The organism is Microlunatus antarcticus (assembly GCF_014193425.1).
In the GTDB taxonomy this organism is placed as follows: Bacteria; Actinomycetota; Actinomycetes; order Propionibacteriales; family Propionibacteriaceae; genus Microlunatus; species Microlunatus antarcticus.
In genome coordinates, this window is record NZ_JACHZG010000001.1 from 601,279 (window position 1) to 628,218 (window position 26,940).

Below are 26,940 nucleotides of genomic sequence, written 5' to 3' on the forward strand. Positions count from 1 at the left end.
CGGTGTGCCGCCGTGGCCACGGACGAAAGCCAAGGATCTGCTGAAAAGCCTTCCCTTCGGCGGGGGAGGCGTGCCAGGTTTCGTTGAACGATTCGCCGAACGCCGCCCGCATCGCGACCCGAGGAGCCCGTCCTGACGAGCCCACCAGGCACTGCCCCGACGTCCGGAGGCGCACGACTGGGTCCGCTCCTGGCCCTCGTCGCGGCCGTGCTGCTCCTGCTGCCCGGCTGCTACGCGGTGCAGTACCCCGAGCCCGCCCCGCCGCGCCCCGACCGCCCCACCGACGCGCTCGGCGACCGGGCGGTCCGCGAGGGCGGCGACCTGGTCATGGGCCTGTCGGCGGAGCCGGACAAGCTCGACCCGACGACGTCGTCGTCGCTCTACACCCGCTACGTGATGAACACGATCTGCGAGAAGCTCTACGACATCGACGCCTCGGGGAAGGTCGTGCCGCAGCTCGCGAGCGCACTGCCCGAGATCAGCGACGGCGGTCGTACGGTCACCATCGGCGTCCGCGACGGGGTGCGGTTCGCCGACGGCACCACGCTCGACGCGGCCGCGGTGAAGACCACGCTCGAGCGCAACCTCACCCTCAAGGGCTCGGCGCGCAAGAGCGAGCTCGGGCCGGTCGAGTCCGTCGAGGCGCCGTCGGCCCGCGAGGTGGTGGTGCGCTACGCGACCCCGTTCGCCCCGCTGACCGCCGCGCTCGCCGACCGGGCCGGGATGATCATGTCGCCGAAGGCGCTGTCCGACCTCGGCGACAAGTTCAGCGAGCACCCGACCTGCGTCGGCCCGTTCAGCTTCGTGTCGCGCGTCCCGCAGACGTCGATCACGGTCCGCCGCGACCCGACCTACTACGCGGCCGACCAGGTGCACCTCGACACGATCACCTACCGGATCATGTCCGACGCCAACATCCGCGCGGCCAACCTGCGCTCCGGCGACATCCAGGTCGCCGACTCGATCTCCACCCAGGACGTCGACGCGCTCGTCAAGGAGCGCGACGTGGGCCTGCTGCAGACCAGCTCGCTGGGCTACCAGGCGATGACGATCAACCTCGCCAACACCGACGGCGCCGGCGAGCCGCCGAAGCAGATCGACACCCCGCTGGCGAGCGACCCGCGCGTCCGGCTCGCGCTGGCGTACGCCGTCGACCGCGACGCGCTCGTCAACTCCGTCTTCAACAACTGGTACGAGCCGGCCTGCTCGCCGATCCCGCCCACCTCGCCGTACGCGAGCCCCGGCGGCGAGGCCTGCGTCCCGCACGACCCGGCCAGGGCCCGCGAGCTGCTGGCCCAGGCCGGCGTGCCCGTGCCGTTCCCGATCACGGTCAAGACGTCGAACACGGCGGAGGCGCTGCGCTACGCGGCGGCCCTGCAGGCGGCGCTGGAGCCCGGCGGGTTCGCGATGCGGATCGAGCCGGTGGAGTACTCGACGCTGCTCGACCAGCAGACCGCGGGCGACTTCGACGCGATCCTGCTCGGCTGGTCGGGCCGCATCGACCCGCACGGCAACATGAACAGCTTCCTGGTCACCGGCGGCGGCAACAACTACGCCGGCTACAGCAACGACGTCGTGGACGAGGGGATGGCCGAGGCCGCGCGGTCCACCGACACCGCGGAGCGGGCCCAGATCTACGGCAGGGTCATGGAGCAGGTCCGGAAGGACAACCCGATCATCTACCTCTACCGCGTCCGGAACCTCGCCGCGTACACGAGCACCGTCGGTGGCGCCGAGGTCTACCCCGACGGCGTCGTGCGGCTCAGCCGCGTCGCCTACCTGCAGGAGGGCTGAGGACGTGGCGCGCTACCTGCTGAACAAGCTCTGGCAGTCCCTGGTCACCCTGCTGCTCTCCGCGCTGGTCGTGTTCGTCGGCGTCCGCGCGCTGCCGGGCGACCCGGCCCTCGCCCTGGCCGGCGAGGAGGCGGACCCGGCGACGCTCGCGGCGACGCGGGCCGACCTGGGGCTCGACCAGCCGGTCGTCGTGCAGTTCTGGCGGTTCCTGGTCAACCTCGCCCACGGCGACCTCGGCACCTCGATCCGCACCGGCACGCCGGTCACGGACCTGCTCGCCGCGACGCTGCCCGTGACGGTCTGGCTCGCCCTGTACGCCACCGTCCTCGCGGTGATCATCGGCGTGGCCGGCGGCGCGCTGGCGGCGACCTACCGCGGGCGTTGGCCGGAGTGGCTGGCGAACGGCTTCTCCCTCGCCGGGCTCTCGGTCCCGCACTTCTGGCTCGGGCTGCTGGCGATCCTCTACCTCGCGGTCTCACTCGGGCTCTTCCCGGCCTCGGGCTACGTGCCCGTCTCCGAGAACCCGCTGCGCGCGCTCTACTACCTCACGCTGCCCGCGGTCATCCTCGGCACCGGGCTCGCCGCGGTGGTCATGCGCCAGACCCGCTCGTCGATGCTGGAGACGCTCTCCACCGACTACGTCCGGACGGCGCGGGCGAAGGGGCTGCCTCGCGGCAAGGTGTTGCGCGACTACGCGCTGCGCAACTCCCTGATCGTCGTCGTGACGATCATCGGGCTGCAACTGGGCGGTCTGATCTCCGGCGCGGTCGTGACCGAGCGCATCTTCGGGCTGCCCGGCTTCGGCAAGCTGACGCTCGACTCGGTCTTCAGCCGGGACTACCCGGTCATCCAGGCGGTGGTGGTCGTCGTCACCGCCGCGTACATCCTGATCAACCTGGCGGTGGACGTGCTCTACAGCGTGATCAACCCGCGGATCCGCGTCGGAGGGGAGTCCTAGTGGCGATCCAGGTGGTCCCGGCCGAGGCCGTCGCGGCCTCGAGCACGGGCCCGGCCGGACCGGCCGGCCTCGGCGACGGGCGCCGCCGGGTGCTGCGCAGCCTGCTGCGCAACCCGCTCGGTCTCGTCGGGGGCGGTCTGCTGCTGGTCGTCGTCCTCGTCGCGGTGCTGGCCCCCGTCCTCGCGCCCTACCCGCCCAGCCAGGTGCACTTCGACACCCCGTTCCAGCGGATCGGCACGGTCGGCTTCTGGCTCGGCAGCGACGACCTCGGCCGCGACACGCTGTCCCGCGTCATCTACGGCACCCGCGCCTCGCTCGAGGTGGGCGTGCTCTCGGTCGCGCTCGCGATGGTCGTCGGGGTGCCGCTGGGCCTGGTCTCGGGCTGGTGGCGCACGCTCGACGCCTTCGTCTCCCGGCTGACCGACCTGCTGCTGGCCTTCCCGTTCCTCATCCTCGCGGTCGGTCTGGCCGCGATCCGCGGGGCGAGCCTCACCAACGCCGCGCTCGCGCTCGGCATCGCCCAGGTGCCGACGATGATCCGCGTCGTGCGGGCGGAGACGCTGCGCTGGCGGGGGGCCGACTTCGTGTCGTCAGCCCGGGCGATGGACGCCGGCAGCGGCTGGATCCTGTTCCGTCACATCCTGCCGAACTCGGCCTCGGCCGTCATCGTGCAGGCCACGGTGATCATGCCGGTCGCCATCATCGGGGAGGCGACGCTGTCGTTCCTCGGGCTCGGCATCCGGCCACCCGCCCCGAGCCTGGGGATCATGCTCTCCGACGCCCAGCAGTACATCTTCCGCGCGCCCTCGGCCGCGGTCATCCCCGGCGTGACGATCGCTCTGATCTGCCTCGCCTTCAACTTCTTCGGCGACGCGCTGCGCGACGCCCTCGACCCGAGCACCGCGAGCCGCTGATGCCCTCCACGCCCGTCACCTCCGCCTTCTCTTCGGCACCCTTCTCGTCTGCTCCGCCCGCTCCGCTCACGCGCCCCGACCTGCGCGGCACCTTCGGGATGGTGGCCAGCACGCACTGGCTCGCCAGCGCGACCGGCCAGTCCGTCCTCGAACGCGGCGGGAACGCCTTCGACGCCGCCGTCGCGGCGGCCTTCGTGCTGCACCTGGTCGAGCCGCACCTCAACGGCCCGGGCGGCGACCTCAGCGCGCTGATCAGCGTGGCCGGCGACACCGCCGGGCCGCAGGTGCTCGTCGGGCAGGGCCCGGCCCCGGCCGGGGCGAGCGTCGAGCACTACCGCGCCGAGGGCCTCGACCTCGTCCCCGGGGCGGGGGGCCTCGCGGCCGCGGTGCCCGGCGCGGTGGACGCCTGGCTGCTGCTGCTGCGCGACCACGGGACGTTCGAGCTGGCCGACGTCTGGTCGTACGTGCTGTCCTACGCCGAGCAGGGGTACCCCCTCGTCGAGCGGGTCGCGGCGACCGTGGCCTCGGTGCGCGAGCTGTTCGAGCGGCACTGGCCGACCTCGGCGGACTTCTGGCTCGTGGACGGCCAGCCCCGCCCGACGGGCACCCTCATGACCAACCCCGCCTACGCGGCGGTCCTGCGCGGCCTGCTCGACGCCGGCTTCGCCGCGAGCGGCCGCGAGGGGCGGATCGAGGCGGCCCGGACCGCGTGGGCGACCGGCGTCGTCCCGCGCGCGGCCAGCGCGCTGCTCGCCCGCCCGCACCGGCACTCCGACGGCGCCGACCACGCCGGCGTGATCACCCCGGCCGACTTCGCGGCGCACCGCGCGACCTGGGAGCCGGCGGCGACGGCCGAGTTCCGCGGGTGGACGGTGGCCAAGAACGGGCCCTGGGGCTCCGGGCCCGTCCTGCTCCAGGCGCTGCGCATCCTCGAGGGCTACCCCGACGACGAGCTCGACCCGCAGACCGTCGTCGGCGCCCACCACCTGATCGAGGCGCTCAAGCTCGCGCTGGCCGACCGCGACGCCTGGTACGGCGACCCCGACCCGGCCGGCGACGAGCTGGCCGTGCCGCTCGACGTCCTGCTTTCCGACGCGTACGCCGTCGAGCGTCGCGCGCTGATCGGTGAGCGGGCGTCCGAGCGCCCGACGCCGGGCGCCGTGCCAGACCGGACCCCGTACCAGGCCCCGCTGCGCGAGGAGTCGCCCGACCCGGACGCCGAGGGCGTGGGGGAGCCGACGGTCGCGAAGAGCGGCGAGACCCGCGGTGACACCTGCCACGTCGACGTCGTCGACCGCTGGGGCAACCTCGTCTCGGCCACGCCGAGCGGCGGCTGGCTGCAGTCGTCGCCGCACGTCCCCGAGCTCGGCTTCTGCCTCGGCACCCGTCTGCAGATGACATGGCTCGACGAGGACTCGCCCTCGGCGCTGCGCCCCGGCCGCCGGCCGCGCACCACGCTGAGCCCGACCCTGCTGCTGCGCGACGGTGTCGGCGTCTCCGCGCTGGGCACGCCGGGCGGCGACCAGCAGGACCAGTGGCAGCTGGCCTACCTGCTGCGCACCCTGGTCGGGGGCTGGACGCCGCAGCAGGCGATCGACGCGCCGACCCTGCACACCACGGCCATGGCGGGCTCGTTCTGGCCGCGGCTGTGGGTCCCGCGCGGCGTCGTCGCGGAGGACCGGCTCGGGACCGAGGTGATCGAGGGCCTGGCCGCGCGCGGCCACGTCGTCACGACGGTGCCCGGCTGGACCCTGGGCCGGCTGTCGTCGGTGACCCGGGACCCGGCGACCGGCGAGCTCGGCGCAGCGGCGAACCCGCGCGGCGAGCAGGGTTACGCGGTGGGGCGCTGATGAGCGCCGAGCGCGCGTCCGGGGGTCCCGTGCCCGAGGTTCCCGTGCTCGAGGTGCGCGACCTCGAGGTCGGCTACCGCACCGAGGGCGAGCTGCGCACCGTCCTGCACGGCGTCTCGTTCATGATCGGCGCCGGCGAACGTCTCGCCGTGGTGGGGGAGTCCGGCTCGGGGAAGTCCACGACCGCCGCCGCGGTCCTCGGGCTGCTGCCCGGCTCGGGCCGGGTGACGGGCGGGTCGGTTTGGTTCAAGGGCGAGGACATCACGCGCGCCACCGGCCAGCGCCTGCTGCGGCTGCGCGGCCGCGAGGTCGGGCTCGTGCCGCAGGACCCGATGTCCAACCTCAACCCCGTGCTGCGGGTGGGGCGTCAGATCAGCGAGACCCTTGTCGCGCACGGGCTCGCGACCGGCGCGGAGGCCCGGGACCGGGCCGTCGAGCTCATGGGCGAGGCCGGCATCCCCGACGCCGCCCGCCGGGCGCGGCAGTATCCGCACGAGTTCTCCGGCGGCATGCGGCAGCGCGTGCTGATCGCGATCGGCCTGGCCTGCTCCCCGGAGCTGCTCGTGGCCGACGAGCCGACCTCGGCGCTGGACGTGACGGTGCAGCGCCAGATCCTCGACCACCTGGAGACGCTCCGCGCCGCCCACGGCACGTCGCTGATGCTCATCACCCACGACCTGGGGCTGGCGGCCGACCGGGCCGACACCGTCGTGGTCATGTCGCAGGGCCACGTCGTCGAGGCGGGTCCCACGGCGCAGATCCTGCGCGACCCCCAGCACGAGTACACCCGCCGCCTCGTCGCGGCCGCCCCGTCGGTGACGTCCGCACGGGCCCGGGCCTCCGTCCGCGCCACGGACCGGCCCGCCGGTCCCGCGTCCGAGTCCGGGTCGCCGGCCGAGGACGTGCTGCTGGAGGCGGTGGGCCTGACCAAGCGCTACCGGCTCCGCGGCCAGCGCGGTCAGGAGGTCACCGCGCTCGACGACGTCTCGTTCTCCGTGGGCCGGGGCCGGACGACCGCCGTCGTCGGGGAGTCGGGCTCGGGCAAGACGACCGCGGCGCAGATCGTGCTCGGCCTCGAACGGCCGACCGCCGGCGAGGTCCGCATCGACGGCGAGGTGGTCGAGACCGCGCGCGGTGCCCGCCGCCGCGCGATCCGGCGGGCCATGCAGCCCGTGTTCCAGGACCCGTACGCCTCGCTCGACCCCACGTACTCGATCGAGCACGTCGTCGACGAGCCGCTGCGGGTGGCCCGGGTCGGGGACCGTGCGTCCCGCCGGCGCCGGGTCGGGGAGCTGCTGGACCAGGTGGCGCTGCCCGGGTCCCTGGCGCAGCGCCGGCCGAACGAGCTCTCGGGCGGCCAGCGGCAGCGCGTCGCGATCGCCCGGGCGCTGGCCCTCGAGCCGCGGCTGGTGGTGTGCGACGAGGCGGTGTCCGCCCTCGACGTGCTGGTTCAGGAGCAGACCCTCACCCTGCTGGCGGACCTGCAGGACCGGCTCGGCCTGACGTACCTCTTCATCACCCACGACCTCGCCGTCGTGCGCCAGCTCGCCGACGAGGTGCTGGTCATGCAGCAGGGCCGGGTCGTCGAGCGGGGCAGCGTCGACGCCGTGTTCGCCGCCCCGCAGACCGACTACACGCGCAGCCTGCTCGACGCGATCCCCGGGGCCGAGTTCTTCGCGGCGTCCAAGGGCTGACCCGCCCGGGCCGCTGACCTCAGGGGACGTTCCTCAGAACGTGCCGTCCTCGCGCCGCGGCGGGTCGGTCGGGCGCGGTGCCGCGACCGGCTCCTCCCACGGCGCGGGGGCCGGGGCCTGCGTCGGAGCCTGGGCGCCCGGGGCCTGGGACCACGGCGGGCCGCCGGCGCCCCACACGGGGTCGCCGACCTGGCCCATCGGTGCGGTGGGGGCGAGGTTCTCCTCGGGCATCAGGAACAGCGCGACGAGGTAGAGGACGACCGGCACGCCGGTGAAGAGCGTGAGGACGACCGTGAGGATCCGGACGAGGGTCGCGTCCATGTTGAGGTACGAGGCGACCCCGCCGCAGACACCGCCGATGTAGCGGTCGGTGCGGCTGCGGCGGAGCAGCCTGGGGCCGTAGGGCGGCTGGTTCATGAGGTGCCTTTCCTAGGAGCGACGGGACAGGACGAGGCCGGCGACGCCGACCACGACGAGGACGACGGGGGTGACGATCTTGACGAGCCCCCAGCTGACGGGGGCGACCAGGGCGTCCGCGAGGACCGCGAGGGCCAGGCCGAGGAAGCAGACCCCGGTGACGAGGGCGACGACGTCGTAGCGCTTCACGAGCGGACCTCGACGACGCCGGTGTCGAGCATCAGGTCGAGGGTGAGCGTGTGCTGCCCTGCGGCCGTCGGCACGAGCACCTTGTCGCCGACCAGCTCGGAGCCGGACGCGACGTGGGCGTCGTACGCCTGCACGTCCCCGGTGTCGACGGCGTAGTGGAGGACGACCCCCGTCCCGGGCGGGGTCTGGACCACGATCCGGCCGGTGTCGACCTGGGCGTGGTAGGCCGCGTCGGACGTCAGTGCGAGCCCGGTCAGGTCCACCTGCAGGTCGCCCACGTCGAGGCGGTCGCCGGCCACCGGGAACGCGGCGGCCGAGGTGTAGGCGACCGGGTGGTCGAACAGGCCCGTGGCCGGGGTCGCCGGGCCGGCCGTGGGCCCGGGCAGGCCGGACACGACCACCGTGGCGAGGGCGAGGAGCACCCCGGCCGGCAGCAGCCCACGGGCACGACCCCAGCGCGTGGCCGCCAGGAGCCCGAGGGCGACGACCGCCAGGCCGACGCCGGCGTAGACGGCGAGGTCGACGGTGGCGCCGAGCTGGTCGGCGACGCCCAGGCCGAGCCAGGCGAGGCCGAGCGCCAGGACCGTGCCGAGACGCAGGCGGCGGGCCGCGAGGCTCGTCCCGCGGCGGACCGCCGGCAGGGGTACGGGCTCGGGCTCGGTGTAGAGCCCGACCGGGTCGGCCTCGGCGAGGAACGCCGCCCGCGCCAGCTCGTCGGCGTCCGGCGGGCGGACCGGGTCCGCCCCGGCGTACGCCTGGGGAGCGGTCGGCACGGGCGTCCAGCCCGTCTCCGGAGCCTGTCCGAGGGCGGTGTCCTGAGCGTGTCGAAGGGCGGTGTCCTGAGCCAGTCGAAGGGTGGGGAGGGGTTCCGGCGCGGCCGGTCCGGGGCTCCAGACCCCGCTCTGGACCTCGCGGACCCGGGTCTGCCAGGCGGCGGCGGCCTGGGTGAAGGGGGTGACGGGACCCGACCAGGGCACGGACGGGGCGGCCGGGGCCAGCGCGGCCGGGGACCCCGGACCGTAGGCACCGGGCTGACCACGGCCGGCGTCGCGGGCCCGGCGCGCCCGGGGCCGGTGGTAGCCGAACCACCAGAGCGCCGCGAGGGCGAGCGCGGGGGCGACCCCGAACGGGCTGACCGCGCCGAAGATGCCGAAGGAGATGATGCAGGCGACCACGACGAGGGCGATCCACAGCTCGCGGGGCCAGCGGGCGGCCGCACCGCCGAGCAGGTCGTCGACCGCGGCGCGCTGCGTGCCGGCGACCGGCAGCAGCAGCCAGGCGGCCAGGTAGAGCACGACGCCGACGCCGCCGGTGAGCGCCAGCAGCACGAACCCGACGCGGACGAGGACGGGGTCGAGACCCCATCGCTCGGCGACGCCGCCGCAGACGCCGGCCAGCTTGGTGTCACCGGCGGAGCGCTGGACCGTGCTGAACGTGGGCATGGGTCCATCCTGCCCATCCGGGGGCGCGCTGGGCATCGGGGACGACCCCCGTCCGCCCCGTAGCCGGCACCCTCGGACCGCCCGTCGCCGTCGTCGGTGGTCCCCGCGTTCCGGGGTCGCTCGGGGACGTCCCTGCTGGTCGCACGCGGGTGCGGGTGGGACCCTGGAGAGGCCATGACGACACTCGAGCCGGGACGCGCGCCGCAGCAGGTCACCGCTGCCGCCGAGCCGGCACCCGCCTCGTACGCCGCCCGCCCGCCTGCCCCCGCGACCCCCGGGGCCGGGCTCGAGGCGGGCGCTCCCGCCGCGCCCACCACCCCGCCGGTCCGGCGCGCCGTCCGGGTCAGCGAGGGCGCCGTCCTCGGCGGGGTCTGCATGGGGCTCGCGCAGTACTTCGGCTGGCCGGTGCTCGTCGTCCGGATCGTCTTCGTCGGGCTGGCCCTGGCCCAGTTCTTCGGGGTGCTCGCGTACGGGGCCCTCTGGCTCCTGATGCCGGCCGCCACCACCGCCACCGCCCCCGGTCTGGAGTCGGCGACGCGCACGGGTCTGCGGCCCGGGGGCAAGACGCGGCGACCGGTGGACTGGGGCACCGTCCTCGCCCTGGCCGCGCTCGGCACGGGGCTGCTGTGGCTCGTGCAGACGAGCGGGCTCGGGGTGTCGCAGCGGCTCTTCTGGCCGGTCGCGTTCGCCTGCGCCGGCGCCGCCCTCGTGTGGCGCCAGGCCGACACCTCCGCGCAGCAGCGGTGGCGCGCCGAGGCCGGCGGGCGCGTGTGGCTCGCGCCCCTCGTCGCCCGTGGCGGTTGGCCGGCCCTCGTCCGCGTGATCGTCGGGCTCGGCCTGGTCGGCGCGGCGTTCGGTCTGGTCGTCGCGCAGTACAACCAGCTCTCCCAGCTCCCGCAGGTCCTGGCCATGACCCTGCTGGCCCTCGCCGGGCTCGCCGTCGTGCTCGCTCCCTGGCTGCACCGCTCGCGCAGCGCGCTGAACGAGGCCCGGGCCGAGAAGGTGCGCGCCGACGAGCGCGCCGACATGGCCGCCCACCTGCACGACTCCGTGCTCCAGACGCTCGCGCTCATCCAGCGCCAGGCCGAGGACCCGCGCGCGGTCCAGCAGCTCGCCCGCCGCCAGGAACGCGAGCTCCGCGGCTGGCTCTACGCCGACGACGTCCCCGAGGCCAGCCTCCGCGCCGCCCTCACCGCGGCCGCCGCCGAGGTCGAGGACGAGCGGGGCGTGCCGGTCGAGGTCGTCATGGTCGGCGACTGCGAGACCTCCGACGCCGTCCAGGCCCTGGTCCGGGCCGCCCGCGAGGCGATGGTCAACGCGGCCAAGCACTCGGGGGCGGACAAGATCGACGTCTACGCCGAGGTCACCGACACCGAGATCGAGGTCTTCGTCCGCGACCGCGGGGCGGGCTTCGACGTCGACGCCGTGGCCGACGACCGCTACGGCGTGCGCGGGAGCATCCTGAACCGCATGACCCGGCACGGTGGCCGGGCGAGCATCCGTTCCCGGCCCGGGGACGGCACCGAGGTACGACTGGAGGTCACCCGATGACGCAGCCCGACGGCCTGGCTCAGGCCGGCGCGAGCCCCGCGGCGTCCGACGAGACGACGCAGCCCGCACGCGGTCCGCTGCGCGTGGTGGTCGTCGACGACCACGCGATGTTCCGTACGGGGGTCAAGGCCGAGATCGGTCGTTCCCTGGACGTCGTCGGCGAGGCCGAGGACGTCGAGTCTGCCGTCCGGGTCGTGGTCGCGACCCACCCCGACGTCGTGCTGCTCGACGTCCACCTGCCCGGCGGCGGCGGCGTCGAGGTGCTGCGCCGGGTGCACGAGCGGGAGCCGGACCAGCGCTTCCTCGCGCTGTCGGTCTCCGACGCCGCGGAGGACGTCATCGGCGTCATCCGCGGGGGAGCGCGCGGCTACGTCACCAAGTCGATCAGCGGTCCCGAGCTCGTCGACGCCGTCCGCCGCGTCGCCGAGGGCGACGCCGTCTTCTCCCCGCGCCTCGCGGGCTTCGTCCTCGACGCCTTCTCCGGCGCCATCGACGTCGCCGCCGTCGACGAGGACCTCGACCGGCTCTCCGTCCGCGAGCGCGAGGTCATGCGCCTGATCGCGCGCGGCTACGCGTACAAGGAGGTGGCGAAGGAGCTGTTCATCTCGATCAAGACCGTCGAGACCCACGTCAGCAGCGTGCTGCGCAAGCTGCAGCTCTCCAACCGCCACCAGCTCACGCGCTGGGCCACCGACCGCCGTCTCGTCTGAACCGGCCGCGCCCTCGTACGGAAGGGCGTCCGTACGCGTCTGCTCGCTCTCGGGAAGTCTGCACGCGTTCGAACGCGCGCAGATGACCCAAGAGCGAGCAGACGTGGGTCGGGCCCAGGAAGCACAGAACCCCGGCCGGTCCGAGGACCAGCCGGGGTTCGTGCGTACGGGGTGGTGCGTCAGGCGCGGGCGCCCCGGGCGCGCACGCGGGTGTAGATGAGGAGCACGATGATCGCGCCGATGATCGACCCGATGATGCCGGCCGGCTGCAGGAAGCTGTTGCCGTTCTTGAAGATCAGGTAGCCGATGAAGCCACCGACGAACGACCCGATGATCCCGAGCAGGATGGTCATGGGGATGGACATCGACTGACGGCCGGGGACGATCAGACGCGCGAGCGCGCCGGCGATGAGGCCGATGACGATGAGGCTGATGATGAGTCCGAGCATGTGGTTCTCCTGTGCTGGTGGGACCGCGCCGGGTGGGGTTCGGCGTTGAGCCGGGGCGCGGTTCTCGCGTCATAACTTTAGGGCATCAGCCCCTCCGGACCTCGCGTCCTCAGGGGCGCGTCCATGTCGCAACCAGGGCTGATCAGGTCTTTCCCGTAGGTTTGCGCCATGGATGTGGCGCACCACCTGCTGGTGCTGCTGCACCTGGTGGCCTTCGCCGCGCTGCTCGGCGGCGCGCTCGTGCAGCTCCGCAGCCGGGATCCCGAGATCAGCACGGCCATGCTGCACGGTGCGTGGGTCGCGCTGGCCAGCGGTGTGGCGCTGTGGGTGCTGGCCGGGACGTTCGACGTGCGGGTCGAGCTGTGGGCGATGGTGGTCAAGACCGCGGTGTCCGCGTTCGTCACGCTGCTCGTCGTCCTCAACCGCCGGTTCTTCACCATCCCGCCCGGCCTGCTGCGGCTGATCACGCTGCTCGTGCTCGCCGAGGCGGCCGTCGCGGTGTTCTGGTGAGCAGAGCCGCATCCGGCCGGGGGATCATGGAGGTCGACCCGATCGGTGTCGACGTCCCCGAGGAGGGTCTGTGAGGCTGTCCGCCCGCGTGGACTACGCGCTGCGCGCCATGAGCGAGCTCGCGGCCGCCGGCACGCCGAGGACCGTGGACCAGCTCGCGGCGGCGCAGCACATCCCGAACAAGTACCTGGAAAGCATCCTCGGCGAGCTCCGCCGCGACGGGCTGCTCCGGAGCCAGCGCGGGCCCGAGGGCGGCTACCGGCTGGCACGTCCGGCCGAGGACATCAGCATCGCCGACGTCATCCGCGCCCTCGACGGCGAGCTCGCCAACGTCCGCGGCAGCCGCCCGGAGAACCTCGAGTACGCCGGCGCTGCGCAGTCGCTGCAGCAGGTCTGGATCGCCCTGCGCGCTTCCGAGCGCCAGATCCTCGAGGGCGTCTCGCTGGCGCACGTCGCCCGCAACGAGATGCCCGAGCTCGTCGCCGGCCTGGTCGCCGACCCCGCGGCCTGGAGCTGATCTCCGCGGAAGCCCGGTCCTCGGAAGGATCCGCGACGACCTCCTGACGGCGTCTACGATGGGCGACTATTCCTAGCGGCGTGCTGGGGAACCTCGACCAAGGAACGTCCGATGCGCAAGCTCATCGTCCTCGCCGTCGTCGGCTTCTTCGCCCAGCTCGTCGACGGCAGCCTCGGGATGGGGTACGGCGTCACTTCGTCGACGCTGCTGATCATCGCGGGCCTCACGCCGGCGGCCGCGTCGGCCTCGGTACACTTCTCCGAGCTCGGCACGAACCTCGCCTCCGGCTTCTCGCACTGGAGGCTGAAGAACGTCGACTGGCGCGTGGTCGCGCGCATCGCCGGACCGGGCGCGGTCGGCGCGTTCCTCGGGGCGACACTCCTCTCCCATCTCTCGACCGAGGCGGCGGCCCCGGTCATGGCGGTCATCCTGGCGCTGCTGGGGGCGTACATCCTGGTCCGCTTCGTGCTCGGCGTCCGCCCGCGGATCGCCGGCCACCCGGGGATGAAGCTGCTCGCCCCGCTCGGCCTGGTCGCGGGCTTCGTGGACGCGACCGGCGGCGGGGGCTGGGGCCCGGTGGCCACGCCGGCGCTCCTCACCGACGGTCGGCTCGCGCCTCGCAAGGTGATCGGCTCGGTCGACACCTCCGAGTTCGCGGTGAGCGCGGCGGCGAGCCTCGGCTTCCTCTTCGGGCTCGGCGCCGCCGGCATCAGCTGGGGCCTCGCCCTCGCGCTGCTGGCCGGCGGCCTGGTCGCCGCCCCGCTGGCCGCGTACCTCGTCCGCGTCGCCCCGACCCACCTGCTCGGCGTCGCCGTGGGCGGGATGATCCTGCTCAGCAACGTGCGCACCCTGCTCAAGTCCGCCGACGCCGGGGACGCCGCCCGCTTCTCCGTCTACGGCGCGATCCTCCTGGTCACCCTGGTCGGCCTCTACGTGGCGACCCAGCGCCACCGTCGCAAGGCCGAGGCGACGGCCGAGGAGAAGGTCTCCGCAGAGGTCTGACCTACAACAGGGGCCGGAAAGGCGTCAGCACCGTCTCGCTGACCTTGGCCAGCGGGTGCCGCGCGCGCCACTTCTCCCACGTCATCTCGACCGTGTTCGACGAGTCGACCTCGAAGATCGTCTCCAGCTGCTGCGCGACCGCCTCGTTGTAGATCTCGGCGTTGATCTCGTAGTTGCCGTGCAGGCTCAGCCGGTCGATGTTCGCCGTGCCGATGGTCGACCACTGCCCGTCGATGGTCGCGGTCTTCGCGTGCACCATCGCGTCCTGGTAGAGGAAGAGCCGGACGCCGCCGCGCAGCAGCACGCCGTAGAAGCCGCGGGAGACCCAGTCGGCGACCACGTGGTTGGACTCGGCCGGGATGATGATCCGCACGTCGACCCCTCGGCGGGCGGCGCGCACGAGCGCCCGGACCATGTCGGAGTCGGGGATCAGGTAGGCGTGCGTCATGTAGATGTGGTGCGAGGCCCGGTCGAGCGCCTCCAGGTACATGGCCCGGATGGGGTAGACGAGGTTGCGCGGGATGTTGCGGTGCACCCGCAGGTCCGGGTGCCAGGTGTGGCCACCGAGGTCGGGCAGCGAGGCGCGGCGGCGGGAGGCGTACAGGTTCCAGTAGTCGATGAACGCGTTCTGGAGCTCCCACACGGCGTCGCCGGTCAGTCGCGCGTGGGTGTCGCGCCAGTCGGTCGCGTAGAGGCTGCCGATGTTGTAGCCGCCGACGAAGCCCACCGCGTCGTCGACCACGAGGATCTTGCGGTGATCGCGCCCGCTGTTGCGCAGCGGGCGGAACGGCGAGGCGATCAGCGGGTGGCGCCGGACGGCGACGTTCCGGGGGAGCTTGTAGAAGCTGGGCCGCACGACGAGGTTGGCGAAGTGGTCGTACGCGACGTAGACCTTCACCCCGCGGTCGGCCGCGGCGACGAGGGCGTCCTTGAAGGCCTGCCCGATCGGGTCGCCCTTCCAGATGAACGTCTCGAAGAACACGCGCGACCTCGCCTGCCCGATCGCGTCGAGCATGTCGCGGTAGAGGTCCTCGCCGTAGGTGTAGACGGTGACCTCGGAGGCGCCCGCGGTGATCACGCGCGGCGGCACCCGCGGGAAGTGCACGGGACGCCGGCCGCGCTTGCGGTAGACGTCGACGGCGACGAGGGTCAGCATCGTCGCGCCCTGCACGGCGGCGACCGCGAGAGCGGTCCGGCGTACGACGGAGGCCACCGTCCACCGTCGCCACCGCATGGTCTCAGCGTACGCAGCCGCGGGCTGCGTCGACGTCCGACGTCAGAGGGCGGCACTAGTCTGGGACGGTCATGAGTAGCCCCACCGTCGCGCCCGCAGCCACCGCCGAGCACGAGGGGACGGGGCAGCCCGCACGGGCCCGACGACCCCGCGGGGACGAGCTCCTCGAGGGCCTCAACCCGCCCCAGCGCGACGCCGTCCTGCACGAGGGCGCACCGGTCCTCGTCGTCGCCGGCGCCGGCTCGGGCAAGACCCGCGTGCTGACGCGGCGGATCGCGTACCTCGTCTCCGAGCGCCACGCGCACCCCGCGTCGGTCCTGGCGATCACCTTCACCAACAAGGCCGCCGCCGAGATGCGCGGCCGCGTGCTGGAGCTCGTGGGCAACCGGGCCAAGCTGATGTGGGTCTCGACCTTCCACTCCGCGTGCGTGCGCATCCTGCGCGCCGAGATCGGCCGCTTCGGCCTGACGCGGTCGTTCTCGATCTACGACGACGCCGACAGCAAGCGGCTGATGCAGCTCGTGGCCAACGACCTCGACCTCGACACCAAGAAGTTCCCGGTGCGGATGCTGATGAGCTGGGTCTCGAACAACAAGAACGAGCTCGTCGACCACGAGACGGCCAAGAGCCGGGCCGAGACGCCCCTCGACATCGAGCTGGCGGCCGCGTACGGGGAGTACCAGCGGCGCCTGACCGCGGCCAACGCGCTCGACTTCGACGACCTGATCATGACGACGGTGCACCTGATCCAGGCGTTCCCGGACCTGCGAGAGACGCTGCGGCGCCGCTTCCGCCACGTGCTCGTCGACGAGTACCAGGACACCAACCACGCCCAGTACGTCCTCGTCCGCGAGCTCTGCGGCGAGGACGAGGAGGGCAGCCCGGCGGGTGGCGCCGACGGCCGGGCGATCTCCGCCCCCGAGCTGATGGTCGTCGGCGACTCCGACCAGTCGATCTACGCGTTCCGCGGCGCGACGATCCGCAACATCAACGACTTCGAGACCGACTTCCCGGGCGCGGAGGTGATCATGCTCGAGCAGAACTACCGCTCGACGCAGACGATCCTCAGCGCCGCGAACGCGGTGATCCGGCTCAACCCGGGACGCAAGCCCAAGAACCTGTGGTCCGACGCCGGGGACGGGCCGCTGATCCAGGGCTACGTCGCCGACACCGAGCACGACGAGGCGCAGTTCGTCGCCGGCGAGGTCGCGCGCCTGCGGGACGCGGGGGAGGGCCGCCTCGGCGACGCCGCCGTCTTCTACCGCACCAACGCGCAGTCGCGCACCTTCGAGGAGGTGTTCATCCGCAGCGGCCTGGCGTACAAGGTCGTCGGCGGCGTCCGCTTCTACGAGCGGCGCGAGGTCCGCGACGCGATCGCGTACCTGCGGGCGATCAGCAACCGCGCCGACGACGTCTCCGTGCGCCGGATCCTCAACGTGCCCAAGCGCGGCATCGGCGACAAGGCCGAGGGCGCGGTGTCGGAGCTCGCGGCGCGGGAGCGCATCAGCTTCGGCGAGGCGCTGCGCCGGGTGGACGACATCCCGGGGCTCGCGACCCGGTCGGCCAACCAGATCCGGGGCTTCGCCGCCCTGCTCGACGCGCACGAGGCGATGGTCGCCGAGAACGCGCCGGCCGACGCGATCCTGACCAGCGTGCTCGACCGGTCCGGCTACCTGTCCGAGCTGCAGGACTCCGCCGACCCGCAGGACCAGACCCGGCTGGAGAACCTGGTCGAGCTGGTGAACGTGTCGCGCGAGTTCGTGGACGGGGTCGCGGCGCTCGCGGCCGACGGCTTCGACGCGACCGACCTCGCCGATCTGCCGGCCCTGTCGGACGACGTCCTCGACCCGGAGGCCGACCTCGCGGCCGGCGCGGCCGAGCCGGACCCGTCGCTGGGTGCGTTCCTCGAGCGGGTGGCCCTGGTGGCCGACAGCGACCAGATCCCCAGCGACCACGGCGGTCAGGGCGTCGTCACGCTGATGACCCTGCACACGGCCAAGGGCCTGGAGTTCGACCAGGTCTTCCTCACCGGGCTCGAGGAGGGGATCTTCCCCCACCAGCGGGCGCTGCAGGACCCCGACGAGCTGGCGGAGGAGCGCCGGCTGGCGTACGTCGGCATCACGCGTGCGCGCAAGCGGCTGCACGTCTCGCGCGCGATCACGCGCGCCGCGTGGGGCACGCCGCAGCACAACCCGGCGAGCCGGTTCCTGGACGAGATCCCCGCGACGCTCGTCCACTGGCAGCGCACCGAGCGCGCGGTGACGAGCTGGCGGAACACGTCGGCGACGTCGAGCGGCGGCGCCTGGCGCGACCGGTCGGGGCCCAGCGGCGTCAAGGCCCGGGTCCGGACGATCCCGGTCGTCGCGGCGGGCGACCGCGTCCTGCACGCCACCTTCGGCATGGGCAAGGTGCTGAGCACCTCCGGCGACGGCGAGGACGTGAAGGCCGACGTCGACTTCGGCTCGAGCGGCGTCAAGCGGCTCGCCCTCAAGTACGCGCCGCTGGAAAAGCTCTAGCCCTCGAGAACGAGATCGGGCCGCTCCCCGTGAGGGAAGCGGCCCGAAGGCGTGGCTTGGGTGTCGGCCGGCAGACGCCTCTCGGCGAGTGGCCGCTCGTGGCGGCTATGGGTGAAGCCCGGGGGTCCTGCACCGGCCGACGCGAGGTACAAGGCGGTTGGCGGCGGCGGTATTCCGACGTCCTCGAAAAACTTCCGCGAACCGGACGACCTACGGGTTGAGGTCGTGCGCCTTCAGCCAGGAGAGCGGGTTGACCGCGCGGTAGACGTCGCCCGGGGTGACGCCGGCGGGGTAGATCTCGAAGTGGACGTGGGGGCCGAAGGTGCGCCCGGTCATGCCGATCGCGCCGACGGTCTCGCAGCCGGTGACGTTCTGGCCGACCTGGACCGACACCGTCGACATGTGCGCCATCAGGCTCTGCGTGCCGTCGGAGTACTTGATCGCCACGTAGTTGCCGGCCCAGCCGCTGGCCGGACCGCGCCCGGCGTTGGTCACGACGCCGGAGGCCGGGGCCCGCAGGGTGGTGCCGATCGGGGCGGCGAAGTCGAAGCCGGTGTGGTAACGCGCCCAGCTGCCGACCTGGCCGAACGTGGCGGCGACGCGGTAGCTGGCCGCGGGGAGGCAGCTCTTGCCCTTGGCGCCGGCGGTGTCGCCCGGCTCGTCCGTCGTGGTGGTCGACGGCTTCTCGCCGGCGGCGAGCCGACGGGCCTGCTTCTGGGCCTCGTCGGAGGTCTCGGCCAGCTCCTTCTCCCGCTGGTCGACCTGCTTGCCGGCCGCGGCGGCGTCGATCTTGTCGTCGGTCTTCGCGAGCTCCTCGGCGCGCTGGTCGGCCAGGCTCTTGACCTTGGCCGGGTCGAGCGGCTCGCGGGTGATCGAGCGGCTGGTCAGCGACGCGCCGTCACGGGCCCCGGAGACGGCGGGGGCGGAGGTCTGCGGCACGGGGCCGGCGGTCTCCTGCGCGTTGCCCGTCAGGGCGAACGATCCAGCGACCCCCAGGCCGAGGACCGAGACCGCGAGCGCCGCGGCGCCGTGCTGCACCCAGCCACGCCGGTCGGAGCGGACGTCCTCGAGGAGCGCTCGCTTGGCGTGGTCGCGCTGCGGCGGAAGCGTTCTCGGCACTGATCACCTCGTGCAGCGGGCAGGGCTCGACGCCGTGCCGCCGCGGTTCGTGGGGGGTCTCGCGGACGGGATGGGTCCCGTTCGCCACCAGGGGGGAGCGACGAGCGGGCCGCGAGAACCATAACGGAACCGTAACGGGAGGCCAAGTGACGGCGTACCACCGTTGAAACTGGTACTACCACTCCATTGGGGCTGTGCCCTCGACGTGACGGCGGTCCGGGATCAGTGCGTCCGGACGCCGATGCTCTGCAGCCAGGGGGTGGGGTCGACCGCCTTGTAGACGTCGCCGTACTTGACCCCGACGGGGTAGAGCTCGAAGTGCAGGTGCGCGCCGAAGGCCCGGCCGGTCTGACCGACGTAGCCGATCACCTGGCCCGCCTGCACGGTCTGACCGGTGGTCGCGGCCATCCGCGACATGTGCGAGTACATCGTGGTCTGTCCGTCGGCGTGACGCACGGCCACGTGGTTGCCGGCCCAGTCGCCGGTGTTACCGGCGAAGACGACGACGCCCGGCAGCACCGAGTGGATCGGCGTCCCGTACGCCGCCCGGAAGTCGAGCCCGGTGTGGTAGCGCGACCAGTGGCCGTACTCGCCGAACTTGGAGCCGACGACACCGGTCGAGATCGGCAGCGTGCCGGTCGTGCCGGCGGGCAGCGTGCCGGCCGTCCCCGTCACCGGGGTGGTGGCCTGGGTGCTCAGGGTCGGGTCGGTCAGCGTGGGGTCGGCGAGCGTCGGGTCGGCCGCGAGGCCCGCGTCGACCGCGGCCTGGCGGGCGGCGACGGCCGCCTTGAGCCGGTCGGCGGCGATCTGCACGGCGGCCGCCTGCGTGGCGGCCTGGGCGGTGGTGAGCCGCTGCTGGCGGGCGGTGCCGGCGGCGCTGAGCGAGGTCCGGACGACGACCTGCGCCTCACGGGCGAGCGCGTCGCCGCGCTGGGCCGCGACCTCGGCGAGCAGGGCGGACTGGACAGCGGCGCTGCGCCGGCCGGCGGCGACCGGGTCGACGGGCGCGGGCTGGACGCGCGTCGTCCGCGCGGTGCCCTCGTCGGCGCTGGTGACGAGGGAGGAGGAGCCGGCGGCCAGCAGGCCGACCACGGCGATCAGGAGGGCGACGATGGTGTTCGTCGCCAGCGTGCGCTGCTCGCTGGCGCCCCGGTGGGGCAGGCGGGACAGAGCAGCGGTCGTGGACACGCACTCTCCTTGCTCGAACAACCGGGACGAAGGCCGTCGAAGGGCTCCCGGAAGGCCAACCCAGCCGTGCGTGGGCCCCACTCCTCGACGCCCTCGATTCTAGGCGCGAACCGGGCCTTCTGCGGTCTTCGTCACCGATTCGCCACCCACGTGTTCCCGTCCGTTCGCCAGGAGGTCGGCGACCTCGTACGCGAGGGGGCGGTGGTGGGGCATCGAGAGGTGCCCGACCCCGTGGACGTCGACGTTGGTGACGTCGAGGTCGGGGTGCTCGAGGCGCGCGTTGCGGTGCGGCAGGACGAGGTGGTCGATGTCGCTCGCGTACGCCACGAAGCGCGTGCGGCACCCGGGCGCCGGCTCGGCGAGGGCGCGGACGACGGCGCTGCCGGGGGTCAGCGCGCGGGTCATCGGCAGCAGCGGCACCAGGGGGGAGAGGCGGGCCAGCTCGGTGCCGCCGTGCGGCGTCCCGAGGGTGACGAGGGTGTCCACGACGTCGTCGCCGCCCTGGCGCTGCACGAACCAGCGCGCGATCAGGCCCCCGAGGCTGTGCCCCACCACGTGCACCCGGTCGTGGCCGGTCGCCGTCGCCAGCGCCCGGACCCTCGTCCCGAGCGCCGTGGCCGCCTCGGCGACGTCGGCGGTCAGCAGGCCGTAGTCGTGCGCCGCGACGGTGGCGAAGCCGCGGCCGCGCAGCGTGGCGTCGAGGCGGGTGAAGATCGAGTGGTTGTCGACGATCCCGTGCACCAGCAGGATCGGGGTCGTGGCGGCGCCCGGGTCGTGCCGGACCAGGCCGCGCTGCCCGGCCGCGCTCGCGTTGCCCCGGCGGCGCCGGGTGCGTTCCACCGAGCCGGGCAGGGCGCCGAGCGGGTACGCGACCAGGTGCGCACCGATCCAGGCTGCCTCGCGCACCAGACCGGGGAGGGCACGGACCATCGGCCCACGGTACCCGCGGCGACGTCGGCGCCACGGCGCTGACTAGGCTCGACGCCATGGTGCCGGGGCCGGAGCTGCGCAGCCCGCAGGGCACGGTCCCGCGACGCGTCGTCGTCGCCAAGCCGGGGCTCGACGGGCACGACCGCGGGGCCAAGATCGTCGCCCGCGCGCTCCGTGACGCCGGCATGGAGGTCATCTACACCGGGCTGCACCAGACGCCCGAGCAGATCGTCGCCACCGCCCTGGCCGAGGACGCGGACGCGATCGGCCTGTCCGTCCTGTCCGGCGCCCACCTCACGCTGTTCGCCCGCGTGCTCGACCTGCTGGCCGCGGAGGACGCTTCGGACATCGTCGTCTTCGGGGGCGGGATCATCCCGCAGGCCGACCGGGCCGAGCTGCTCGAGCGCGGTGTCGCCGGCGTCTTCGGGCCGGGCGCGAGCATGGCCGACATCGTCGCCTGGGTCCGGGCGCACGTCCCGGAGCGGGAGGCCGGCTAGCGGGCCAGTAGGCTCGTCGATCGACCACGAACGACTCGGCGCCGCGCACGCGGGCGCCTCAGGAGGACCACGGATGGACCTGTTCGAGTACCAGGCACGCGACATCTTCGAGGCCCACGGGGTGCCGGTGCTGCGCGGCATCACCGCCACCACGCCGGAGCAGGCGGTCGAGGCCGCCCGGCAGCTGGGCACGCCCGTCGTCGTCGTCAAGGCGCAGGTCAAGGCCGGCGGACGCGGCAAGGCCGGCGGGGTCAAGCTGGCCCGCACGCCCGAGGAGGCCGGCGAGAGGGCCGCCGAGATCCTCGGCATGGACATCAAGGGCCTGACCGTCGAGACCGTCATGGTCACCGAGGGCGCCGACATCGCCGAGGAGTACTACTTCTCGCTGCTGCTCGACCGGGCCAACCGCCGCTACCTCGCGATGGCCTCGAAGGAAGGCGGCATGGAGATCGAGCAGCTCGCCGTCGAGCGCCCCGAGGCCCTGGCCCGGATCCCCGTCGACCCGCTGGTCGGCATCGACGCCGCGAAGGCGGCCGAGATCGTCGCCGCCGCGGGCTTCGACGCCGACGTCGCGGAGGAGATCGGGCGCGTGATGCAGACGCTCGGCCAGGTCTACGAGGGCGAGGACGCCACGCTCGTCGAGGTGAACCCGCTGATCCTCACCGGCTCCGGCGACATCGTCGCCCTCGACGGCAAGGTCTCCCTCGACGAGAACGCGGCCTTCCGGCACGCCGAGCACGCGGCGCTGGCCGACACCTCCGCGGAGGACCCGCTGGAGGCGGCCGCCAAGGCCAAGGGCCTCAACTACGTCAAGCTCGACGGCTCGGTGGGCATCATCGGCAACGGCGCGGGCCTGGTCATGAGCACGCTCGACGTCGTCGCGTACGCCGGCTCCGGGCTCCCCGGCGAGCCCAAGCCCGCGAACTTCCTCGACATCGGCGGCGGCGCGAGCGCCGAGGTCATGGCCAACGGCCTCGAGATCATCCTGGGCGACGTCCAGGTGAAGAGCGTCTTCGTCAACGTCTTCGGCGGTATCACCGCCTGCGACGCGGTCGCCAACGGGATCGTGCAGGCGTACGCGCTGCTCGAGGGCCGCGGCGAGGCCGTGACGAAGCCCGTGGTCGTCCGGCTGGACGGCAACAACGCCGAGCTGGGCCGCCAGATCCTCGTCGACGCGGGCCTGCCCGGTCTCGAGCAGGTGGACACGATGGACGGCGCCGCCGCCCGCGCCGCCGAGCTGGCCTCCCAGGCCGCCTGACCCGGTCCACGAGCGCAGAGAGCAACAGGAGCAACCAGAACATGTCGATCTTCCTCAACGCTGACAGCAAGGTCATCGTCCAGGGCATGACCGGGTCCGAGGGCCGCAAGCACACCGCGCGGATGCTGGCCTCGGGCACCCAGATCGTCGGCGGGGTGACGCCGGGCAAGGGCGGTCAGACCGTCGACTTCGACGGGACGAGCGTGCCCGTCTTCGGCTCGGTCGGGGAGGCCATGGAGGCCACCGGCGCCGACGTCACGGTCATCTTCGTCCCGGCCAAGTTCACCAAGGGCGCGGTCGTCGAGGCCATCGAGGCCAAGATCCCGCTGGCCGTCGTCATCACCGAGGGCGTCCCGGTCAAGGACACGGCCGAGTTCTACGCCCTCTCCCAGGGCTCGGACACCCGCCTGATCGGGCCGAACTGCCCCGGGCTGATCTCTCCCGGGCAGTCGAACGCGGGCATCATCCCCGCCGACATCACCCCGCCGGGACGCATCGGCCTGGTCAGCAAGTCCGGGACCCTGACCTACCAGATGATGTACGAGCTCCGCGACATCGGCTTCTCCTCGGCCGTCGGCATCGGCGGCGACCCGGTCATCGGGACGACGCACATCGACGCGCTGGCCGCGTTCCAGGCCGACCCCGACACCGACGCGATCGTCATGATCGGCGAGATCGGCGGCGACGCCGAGGAGCGTGCGGCGGAATTCATCAAGGCCAACGTCACCAAGCCCGTCGTCGGCTACGTCGCCGGCTTCACCGCACCGGAGGGCAAGACCATGGGCCACGCCGGGGCCATCGTCTCCGGCGGCGCCGGGACCGCGGCGGGCAAGCAGGAGGCCCTCGAGGCCGCCGGTGTGCGCGTCGGCAAGACCCCGAGCGAGACGGCGCAGATCATGCGCGAGGTCATCCAGGCGCTCTAGCTCGACGTCCGTCGACAACGGGCGGGATCCTGCACCTCCACGGTGCGGGATCCCGCCCGTTGCGGTTCTCGGACCTCGTCGGGCATCCACGGGCGACGCGGCGGGCGAAACATCACCCGTGCCTCTGCTCCCCGTCCCCCCGTCCACGGCCGACGGCGCGAGCGTGGCCGACGTCGAGCGGTGGGTGGCCGAGCACCTCGGTGACCTGACGCTCGAGGGTCCGGACGGCGTACGGGCCGGAGGGTTCGACGGCGGGCAGGCCGCGGCCGACACGGCCCTGGCCACCCTGGACATCAGCGGCTACGCGAACACCCGCAGCACCGTCCTCCCCGAGGAGCGTCGCGGCTCGAGCCGGCTCTCTCCCTACATCCGCTACGGCCTGCTCACGCTGCCGCGGGTGTGGGCCGCCGTGCAGGACGCGCCGTCCTTCGACCGCAAGCGGTTCCGCGACGAGCTGCTGTGGCAGGAGTACGCCCGCCACCTCTACTCCCGCCTCGGGCGCCGGCTGCGGTCGTCGCTGCGCAACGCGTCCCCGACCGAGGGCCGCCAGAGCTGGGACCGGCCGGCCTGGGACCGCTCGATGGCGTGCATGGACTTCGTCGTCGGCGAGCTCCACGACGAGGGCTGGGTCGTGAACCAGACCCGGATGTGGCTGGCGTCGCAGTGGGCCGTCCGGGCCGGCGCCGACTGGCGCGAGGGCGAGCAGGAGATGTTCGCCCACCTGCTCGACGGCTCCCGCGCGGCCAACGGCCTGGGCTGGCAGTGGACGACCGGGACCGGCAGCAGCAAGGCGTACGGGTTCAGCCGCTGGCAGGTGCAGAAGCGCGCCCCGCAGCTCTGCCGCCGCTGCCCGCTGCGCGACGCCTGCCCGATCGAGGAGTGGCCCGAGGTGAGCCTGGACCGGGTGCCTGACCGCGCCGACCTGACGCGCGGGCCGATCCCGGCCGGTCCGGCCGAGGTCGAGGGGGACGGTGGGGAGGCGGTCTGGCTGACCGCGGAGTTGCTCGGCGACGACGACCCGGCCCTGGCGGCCGACGAGACGCGCCCGGCCGTGTTCGTCTTCGACGAGCCGCTGCTGGCCCGGCTGCGCCTCTCGGGCAAGCGGCTGGTCTTCCTCGCGCAGACCCTCGGGGAGCTGGCCGCCCGACGTGAGCTCGAGGTCCGCCGGGGCGACGTCGTCGACGAGCTCGACGGTCGACGGCTGGCGGCGACCTGGACCCCGGTGCCGGGCTGGCAGGAACGTTCCGCCCGCCTGCAGCCGGTCGAGGTCCACCCCTGGCCCTGGCTGGCCCGGCCCCGGCCGGCGTCGGTCGGCAGCTACACCGCCTGGCGGCGCGATCTCAAGGTCTGAGGGGCCCGACCTGCCCGACGCGGATCGGCTGAAGGCCGGACCGGGCCGGGCTCACTGCTGCTGGGTCGCGCGCTGGACCGCGCGGACGGCGACGGTGTTCCAGTCGTCGCCGTCGACGTCGAGACCCTTCTGCGGGTTGAGGAAGACGAAGGCGACCTTGTCGCCGGACGACGCGATCCCGACGCGGAAGCGGGTCGTGGTGCCACCGGCCTTCTGCTCGACCTCGGTCGTCCAGCCGGTGACGGCGGCGCCCTCGGCGGCCACCCCGGTCACCTTGGTGGGGGAGTCGACGGTCGCGGTGAGCTTGCGCTCCTTGCAGCTCGACCAGTCGCTGCGGACCTTCTCGGCCAGCTTGGACGCGGTGTCCGCGTCCTTCACCGTGAGGACGATCTCGTTGAGGCCGAAGATCCCGGGCACGTCCTGGAGGAGGTAGACGCGCGAGCTCTTCGCCGTGGCGGCGGTCGTCGACCAGTTCACCGACTCGCACTGCGAGCCCGAGAAGTCCTCGCTCGGCGCCTGGACCGGCGTGCCCACCCAGGGGGCGGTGACCGAGCCCACGGGCGGCAGGTCGCCGGTGGCGAGGAAGCCCGGCTCGTCGCCGCCGGCCGGGGGCGGGCCGTCCTTGGTGCTGACGGTCGTCGCGCAGGCGCCGCCCGCCGGGCCGCACTGGCCGGTGACCACGGAGGCGACGGCCTTGGTCACGTCGTTCACGTTGAGGGCGGTCTTGCCCGGGGTCGAGGCGTCGACCACGTCGAGGACGCGGCCGGTGCGGCTCGCCACCACCCAGTGCTGCGTGCGCTCTCCGCCGACCGTGGAGTGGACGGCCACGGCCGTCGCCTCGTCGCCGACACCCTCGACGACGCGGCCGGTGAACAGCCAGTCGCCGGCCACCGCGCAGCTCCCCAGGGCCCGGCTCGTGGTCGCGAACGCCTGCGTCGCGTCCTCCACCGAGGCGTACGCCTGGGCGACGTGGACCGCCGACTGCGCACCGGAGCCGTCCGCGGTGAGCGTGCGGGTGATCGTCTGCTGCGCGGTCGGCGCGCCCTCGAGCGGGTCGCTGCCGAGGCACGCCGCCCCGGAGCCGTCCGGGACCGGGCCCCGGACGGTGCTGCCCGCGGTCCAGGTCCGGTTGCCGGCGATCAGCTGGGCACCCTCGACCGACAGCATCGACGTGTCGTCGAGCAGGGCCGTCGCGCTCGGGGTGACCGGGGCGCTCGACGAGGGGCCGGGGTCCCCGCCCGCGCCGGGCTGGTCGCGCACGCCGATGACGGCGGTGCCGATGGCGATGCCGACGACCACGACGGCGGCGACCGCCCCGACCAGGACGGCCAGTCGACCGCGACGGCCGAGCCGGCGGGGCCGCTCGTCCAGGTCCTCGTCGTCGCTCCGGTCACCGGAGAGGCCGAGCGGCGCGGTCTCGGGCCGACCGGTCGTCCGCGGCAGGAGGGTGGTGGCGTCGTCCTCCGCGGGGCGGGTCGCCGGCGTGAAGTTCAGGCGCTTCGTGCGCGGCGCGGCGGTGGCGTCCTCGCCCTCGGCCCGGTCTGACGCGGCGGCCTCGGCCGGGGTCCCAGGCTTGTCCGGGGTCGCGGGGTCCGCGTCGCCCGGGGTGCGGACGGTGGCCGCGTCGGCGTCGGCGGCGTCCTCGCGGAAGATGGGGCGCGCCTCGTCCTCGGTGAAGCGGCCCTCGAGCCCGGCGCCGGTGTCCGGCGTCGGCTCGTCCGCACCGAAGGCTCGGCGCGGGCGGTTCGTAGGTCGGTCGGCCATGGGCGGGACGTGCTCCTCGTGGCTGTGCAACGTGGTGGCTACGGGCGCACCGCGTCGCCACGCCGTCGTCGGTGCTGAGCCCCGGGCAGCGGATCCACCCCGGGCGAAGACCACCAAACTTTACCCCTGCTCTCGCGTGTCCCGCCCCGGTCGCGGTGCGACC

Annotated in this window: 24 protein-coding genes; 15 read left to right on the forward strand and 9 right to left on the reverse strand. The window is 73.7% G+C overall.

The features are described 5' to 3' along the window. The first annotated feature begins 207 nt into the window (after positions 1–207). From FHX39_RS02750 to FHX39_RS02770, 5 genes are read left to right on the forward strand one after another with little or no spacing between them, the layout of a single operon-like run. Positions 208–1,794 (forward strand): ABC transporter substrate-binding protein, encoded by a 1,587-nt coding sequence (locus FHX39_RS02750; RefSeq protein WP_198423238.1) that lies wholly within the window; start codon positions 208–210, stop codon positions 1,792–1,794. A 4-nt stretch (positions 1,795–1,798) separates the two neighbouring features. Continuing rightward, positions 1,799–2,752, forward strand: a complete 954-nt coding sequence (locus FHX39_RS02755) for an ABC transporter permease (protein WP_183336608.1) — start codon at positions 1,799–1,801, stop codon at positions 2,750–2,752. Beyond that, positions 2,752–3,666 carry an ABC transporter permease gene (locus tag FHX39_RS02760; protein WP_332836640.1) on the forward strand — a complete coding sequence of 305 codons (915 nt, stop codon included), beginning with the start codon at positions 2,752–2,754 and terminating at the stop codon, positions 3,664–3,666. The genes FHX39_RS02755 and FHX39_RS02760 overlap by 1 nt, the downstream gene beginning before the upstream one ends. Next, positions 3,666–5,516: a gamma-glutamyltransferase family protein gene (locus tag FHX39_RS02765; RefSeq protein WP_183336610.1), complete on the forward strand. Its 1,851-nt coding sequence runs from the start codon at positions 3,666–3,668 to the stop codon at positions 5,514–5,516. Before FHX39_RS02760 ends, FHX39_RS02765 begins: the two co-directional genes overlap by 1 nt. Then, positions 5,516–7,210: a dipeptide ABC transporter ATP-binding protein gene (locus tag FHX39_RS02770; RefSeq protein ID WP_183336612.1), complete on the forward strand. Its 1,695-nt coding sequence runs from the start codon at positions 5,516–5,518 to the stop codon at positions 7,208–7,210. Before FHX39_RS02765 ends, FHX39_RS02770 begins: the two co-directional genes overlap by 1 nt. A gap of 33 nt (positions 7,211–7,243) precedes the next feature. Here FHX39_RS02770 and FHX39_RS02775 read toward each other — a convergent pair whose 3' ends face one another. The 3 genes from FHX39_RS02775 to FHX39_RS02785 are packed head-to-tail and all read right to left on the reverse strand — an operon-like array spanning position 7,244 to position 9,258. Continuing rightward, positions 7,244–7,627 carry a PspC domain-containing protein gene (locus FHX39_RS02775; protein WP_183336614.1) on the reverse strand — a complete coding sequence of 128 codons (384 nt, stop codon included), beginning with the start codon at positions 7,625–7,627 and terminating at the stop codon, positions 7,244–7,246. A gap of 12 nt (positions 7,628–7,639) precedes the next feature. After that, positions 7,640–7,816 (reverse strand): hypothetical protein, encoded by a 177-nt coding sequence (locus FHX39_RS02780; RefSeq protein WP_183336616.1) that lies wholly within the window; start codon positions 7,814–7,816, stop codon positions 7,640–7,642. Then, a complete protein-coding gene (locus FHX39_RS02785) occupies positions 7,813–9,258 on the reverse strand; it encodes a PspC domain-containing protein (RefSeq protein WP_183336618.1) in 1,446 nt (481 codons plus the stop codon). Before FHX39_RS02785 ends, FHX39_RS02780 begins: the two co-directional genes overlap by 4 nt. 174 nt (positions 9,259–9,432) lie before the next feature. Between FHX39_RS02785 and FHX39_RS02790 the strand changes: the two genes are divergently transcribed. Then, the gene (locus FHX39_RS02790) at positions 9,433–10,809 is read left to right on the forward strand and encodes an ATP-binding protein (RefSeq protein WP_183336620.1); all 1,377 of its coding nucleotides are present in this window, start codon (positions 9,433–9,435) and stop codon (positions 10,807–10,809) included. Continuing rightward, positions 10,806–11,519 carry a response regulator gene (locus tag FHX39_RS02795; protein ID WP_183336622.1) on the forward strand — a complete coding sequence of 238 codons (714 nt, stop codon included), beginning with the start codon at positions 10,806–10,808 and terminating at the stop codon, positions 11,517–11,519. Before FHX39_RS02790 ends, FHX39_RS02795 begins: the two co-directional genes overlap by 4 nt. A gap of 179 nt (positions 11,520–11,698) precedes the next feature. Here FHX39_RS02795 and FHX39_RS02800 read toward each other — a convergent pair whose 3' ends face one another. Next, a complete protein-coding gene (locus FHX39_RS02800) occupies positions 11,699–11,968 on the reverse strand; it encodes a GlsB/YeaQ/YmgE family stress response membrane protein (protein WP_183336624.1) in 270 nt (89 codons plus the stop codon). Positions 11,969–12,136: 168 nt separating this feature from the next. Here FHX39_RS02800 and FHX39_RS02805 point away from each other — a divergent pair, with 168 nt between their 5' ends. The 3 genes from FHX39_RS02805 to FHX39_RS02815 all read left to right on the forward strand — a co-directional run bounded on the left by FHX39_RS02805 (position 12,137) and on the right by FHX39_RS02815 (position 13,997). Continuing rightward, positions 12,137–12,478, forward strand: coding sequence for a hypothetical protein (locus FHX39_RS02805; protein WP_183336626.1), 342 nt, complete (start codon positions 12,137–12,139; stop codon positions 12,476–12,478). Between the two features lie 70 nt (positions 12,479–12,548). Then, positions 12,549–12,995, forward strand: coding sequence for an RrF2 family transcriptional regulator (locus tag FHX39_RS02810; protein ID WP_183336629.1), 447 nt, complete (start codon positions 12,549–12,551; stop codon positions 12,993–12,995). Between the two features lie 111 nt (positions 12,996–13,106). Further along, the gene (locus FHX39_RS02815) at positions 13,107–13,997 is read left to right on the forward strand and encodes a sulfite exporter TauE/SafE family protein (protein ID WP_183336630.1); all 891 of its coding nucleotides are present in this window, start codon (positions 13,107–13,109) and stop codon (positions 13,995–13,997) included. 1 nt (position 13,998) lies between these two features. On the opposite strand, the gene FHX39_RS02820 is transcribed toward FHX39_RS02815, so the two are convergent. After that, positions 13,999–15,231, reverse strand: a complete 1,233-nt coding sequence (locus FHX39_RS02820) for a phospholipase D-like domain-containing protein (protein WP_183336632.1) — start codon at positions 15,229–15,231, stop codon at positions 13,999–14,001. Positions 15,232–15,302: 71 nt separating this feature from the next. Here FHX39_RS02820 and FHX39_RS02825 point away from each other — a divergent pair, with 71 nt between their 5' ends. Beyond that, positions 15,303–17,747 carry a UvrD-helicase domain-containing protein gene (locus FHX39_RS02825; protein ID WP_183336634.1) on the forward strand — a complete coding sequence of 815 codons (2,445 nt, stop codon included), beginning with the start codon at positions 15,303–15,305 and terminating at the stop codon, positions 17,745–17,747. Positions 17,748–17,957: 210 nt separating this feature from the next. Here FHX39_RS02825 and FHX39_RS21960 read toward each other — a convergent pair whose 3' ends face one another. The 3 genes from FHX39_RS21960 to FHX39_RS02840 all read right to left on the reverse strand — a co-directional run bounded on the left by FHX39_RS21960 (position 17,958) and on the right by FHX39_RS02840 (position 20,984). Next, positions 17,958–18,866 carry a M23 family metallopeptidase gene (locus tag FHX39_RS21960; protein ID WP_183336636.1) on the reverse strand — a complete coding sequence of 303 codons (909 nt, stop codon included), beginning with the start codon at positions 18,864–18,866 and terminating at the stop codon, positions 17,958–17,960. A gap of 222 nt (positions 18,867–19,088) precedes the next feature. Further along, the gene (locus tag FHX39_RS02835) at positions 19,089–20,054 is read right to left on the reverse strand and encodes a M23 family metallopeptidase (protein ID WP_183336638.1); all 966 of its coding nucleotides are present in this window, start codon (positions 20,052–20,054) and stop codon (positions 19,089–19,091) included. Positions 20,055–20,153: 99 nt separating this feature from the next. Then, positions 20,154–20,984, reverse strand: coding sequence for an esterase/lipase family protein (locus FHX39_RS02840; RefSeq protein WP_183336640.1), 831 nt, complete (start codon positions 20,982–20,984; stop codon positions 20,154–20,156). A 56-nt stretch (positions 20,985–21,040) separates the two neighbouring features. Here FHX39_RS02840 and FHX39_RS02845 point away from each other — a divergent pair, with 56 nt between their 5' ends. From FHX39_RS02845 to FHX39_RS02860, 4 genes are all read left to right on the forward strand, one after another. Next, positions 21,041–21,481: a cobalamin B12-binding domain-containing protein gene (locus tag FHX39_RS02845; protein ID WP_183336642.1), complete on the forward strand. Its 441-nt coding sequence runs from the start codon at positions 21,041–21,043 to the stop codon at positions 21,479–21,481. Positions 21,482–21,554: 73 nt separating this feature from the next. Continuing rightward, positions 21,555–22,739 carry an ADP-forming succinate--CoA ligase subunit beta gene (gene sucC / locus FHX39_RS02850; protein ID WP_183336644.1) on the forward strand — a complete coding sequence of 395 codons (1,185 nt, stop codon included), beginning with the start codon at positions 21,555–21,557 and terminating at the stop codon, positions 22,737–22,739. A 41-nt stretch (positions 22,740–22,780) separates the two neighbouring features. Continuing rightward, positions 22,781–23,662: a succinate--CoA ligase subunit alpha gene (gene sucD / locus FHX39_RS02855; protein WP_183336646.1), complete on the forward strand. Its 882-nt coding sequence runs from the start codon at positions 22,781–22,783 to the stop codon at positions 23,660–23,662. A gap of 118 nt (positions 23,663–23,780) precedes the next feature. Continuing rightward, positions 23,781–25,013, forward strand: coding sequence for an FAD-binding domain-containing protein (locus tag FHX39_RS02860; RefSeq protein WP_183336647.1), 1,233 nt, complete (start codon positions 23,781–23,783; stop codon positions 25,011–25,013). 51 nt (positions 25,014–25,064) lie between these two features. On the opposite strand, the gene FHX39_RS02865 is transcribed toward FHX39_RS02860, so the two are convergent. After that, complete coding sequence (locus tag FHX39_RS02865; protein WP_183336648.1) at positions 25,065–26,777, reverse strand: hypothetical protein; 1,713 nt, start codon at positions 26,775–26,777, stop codon at positions 25,065–25,067. Positions 26,778–26,940: the final 163 nt, after the last annotated feature.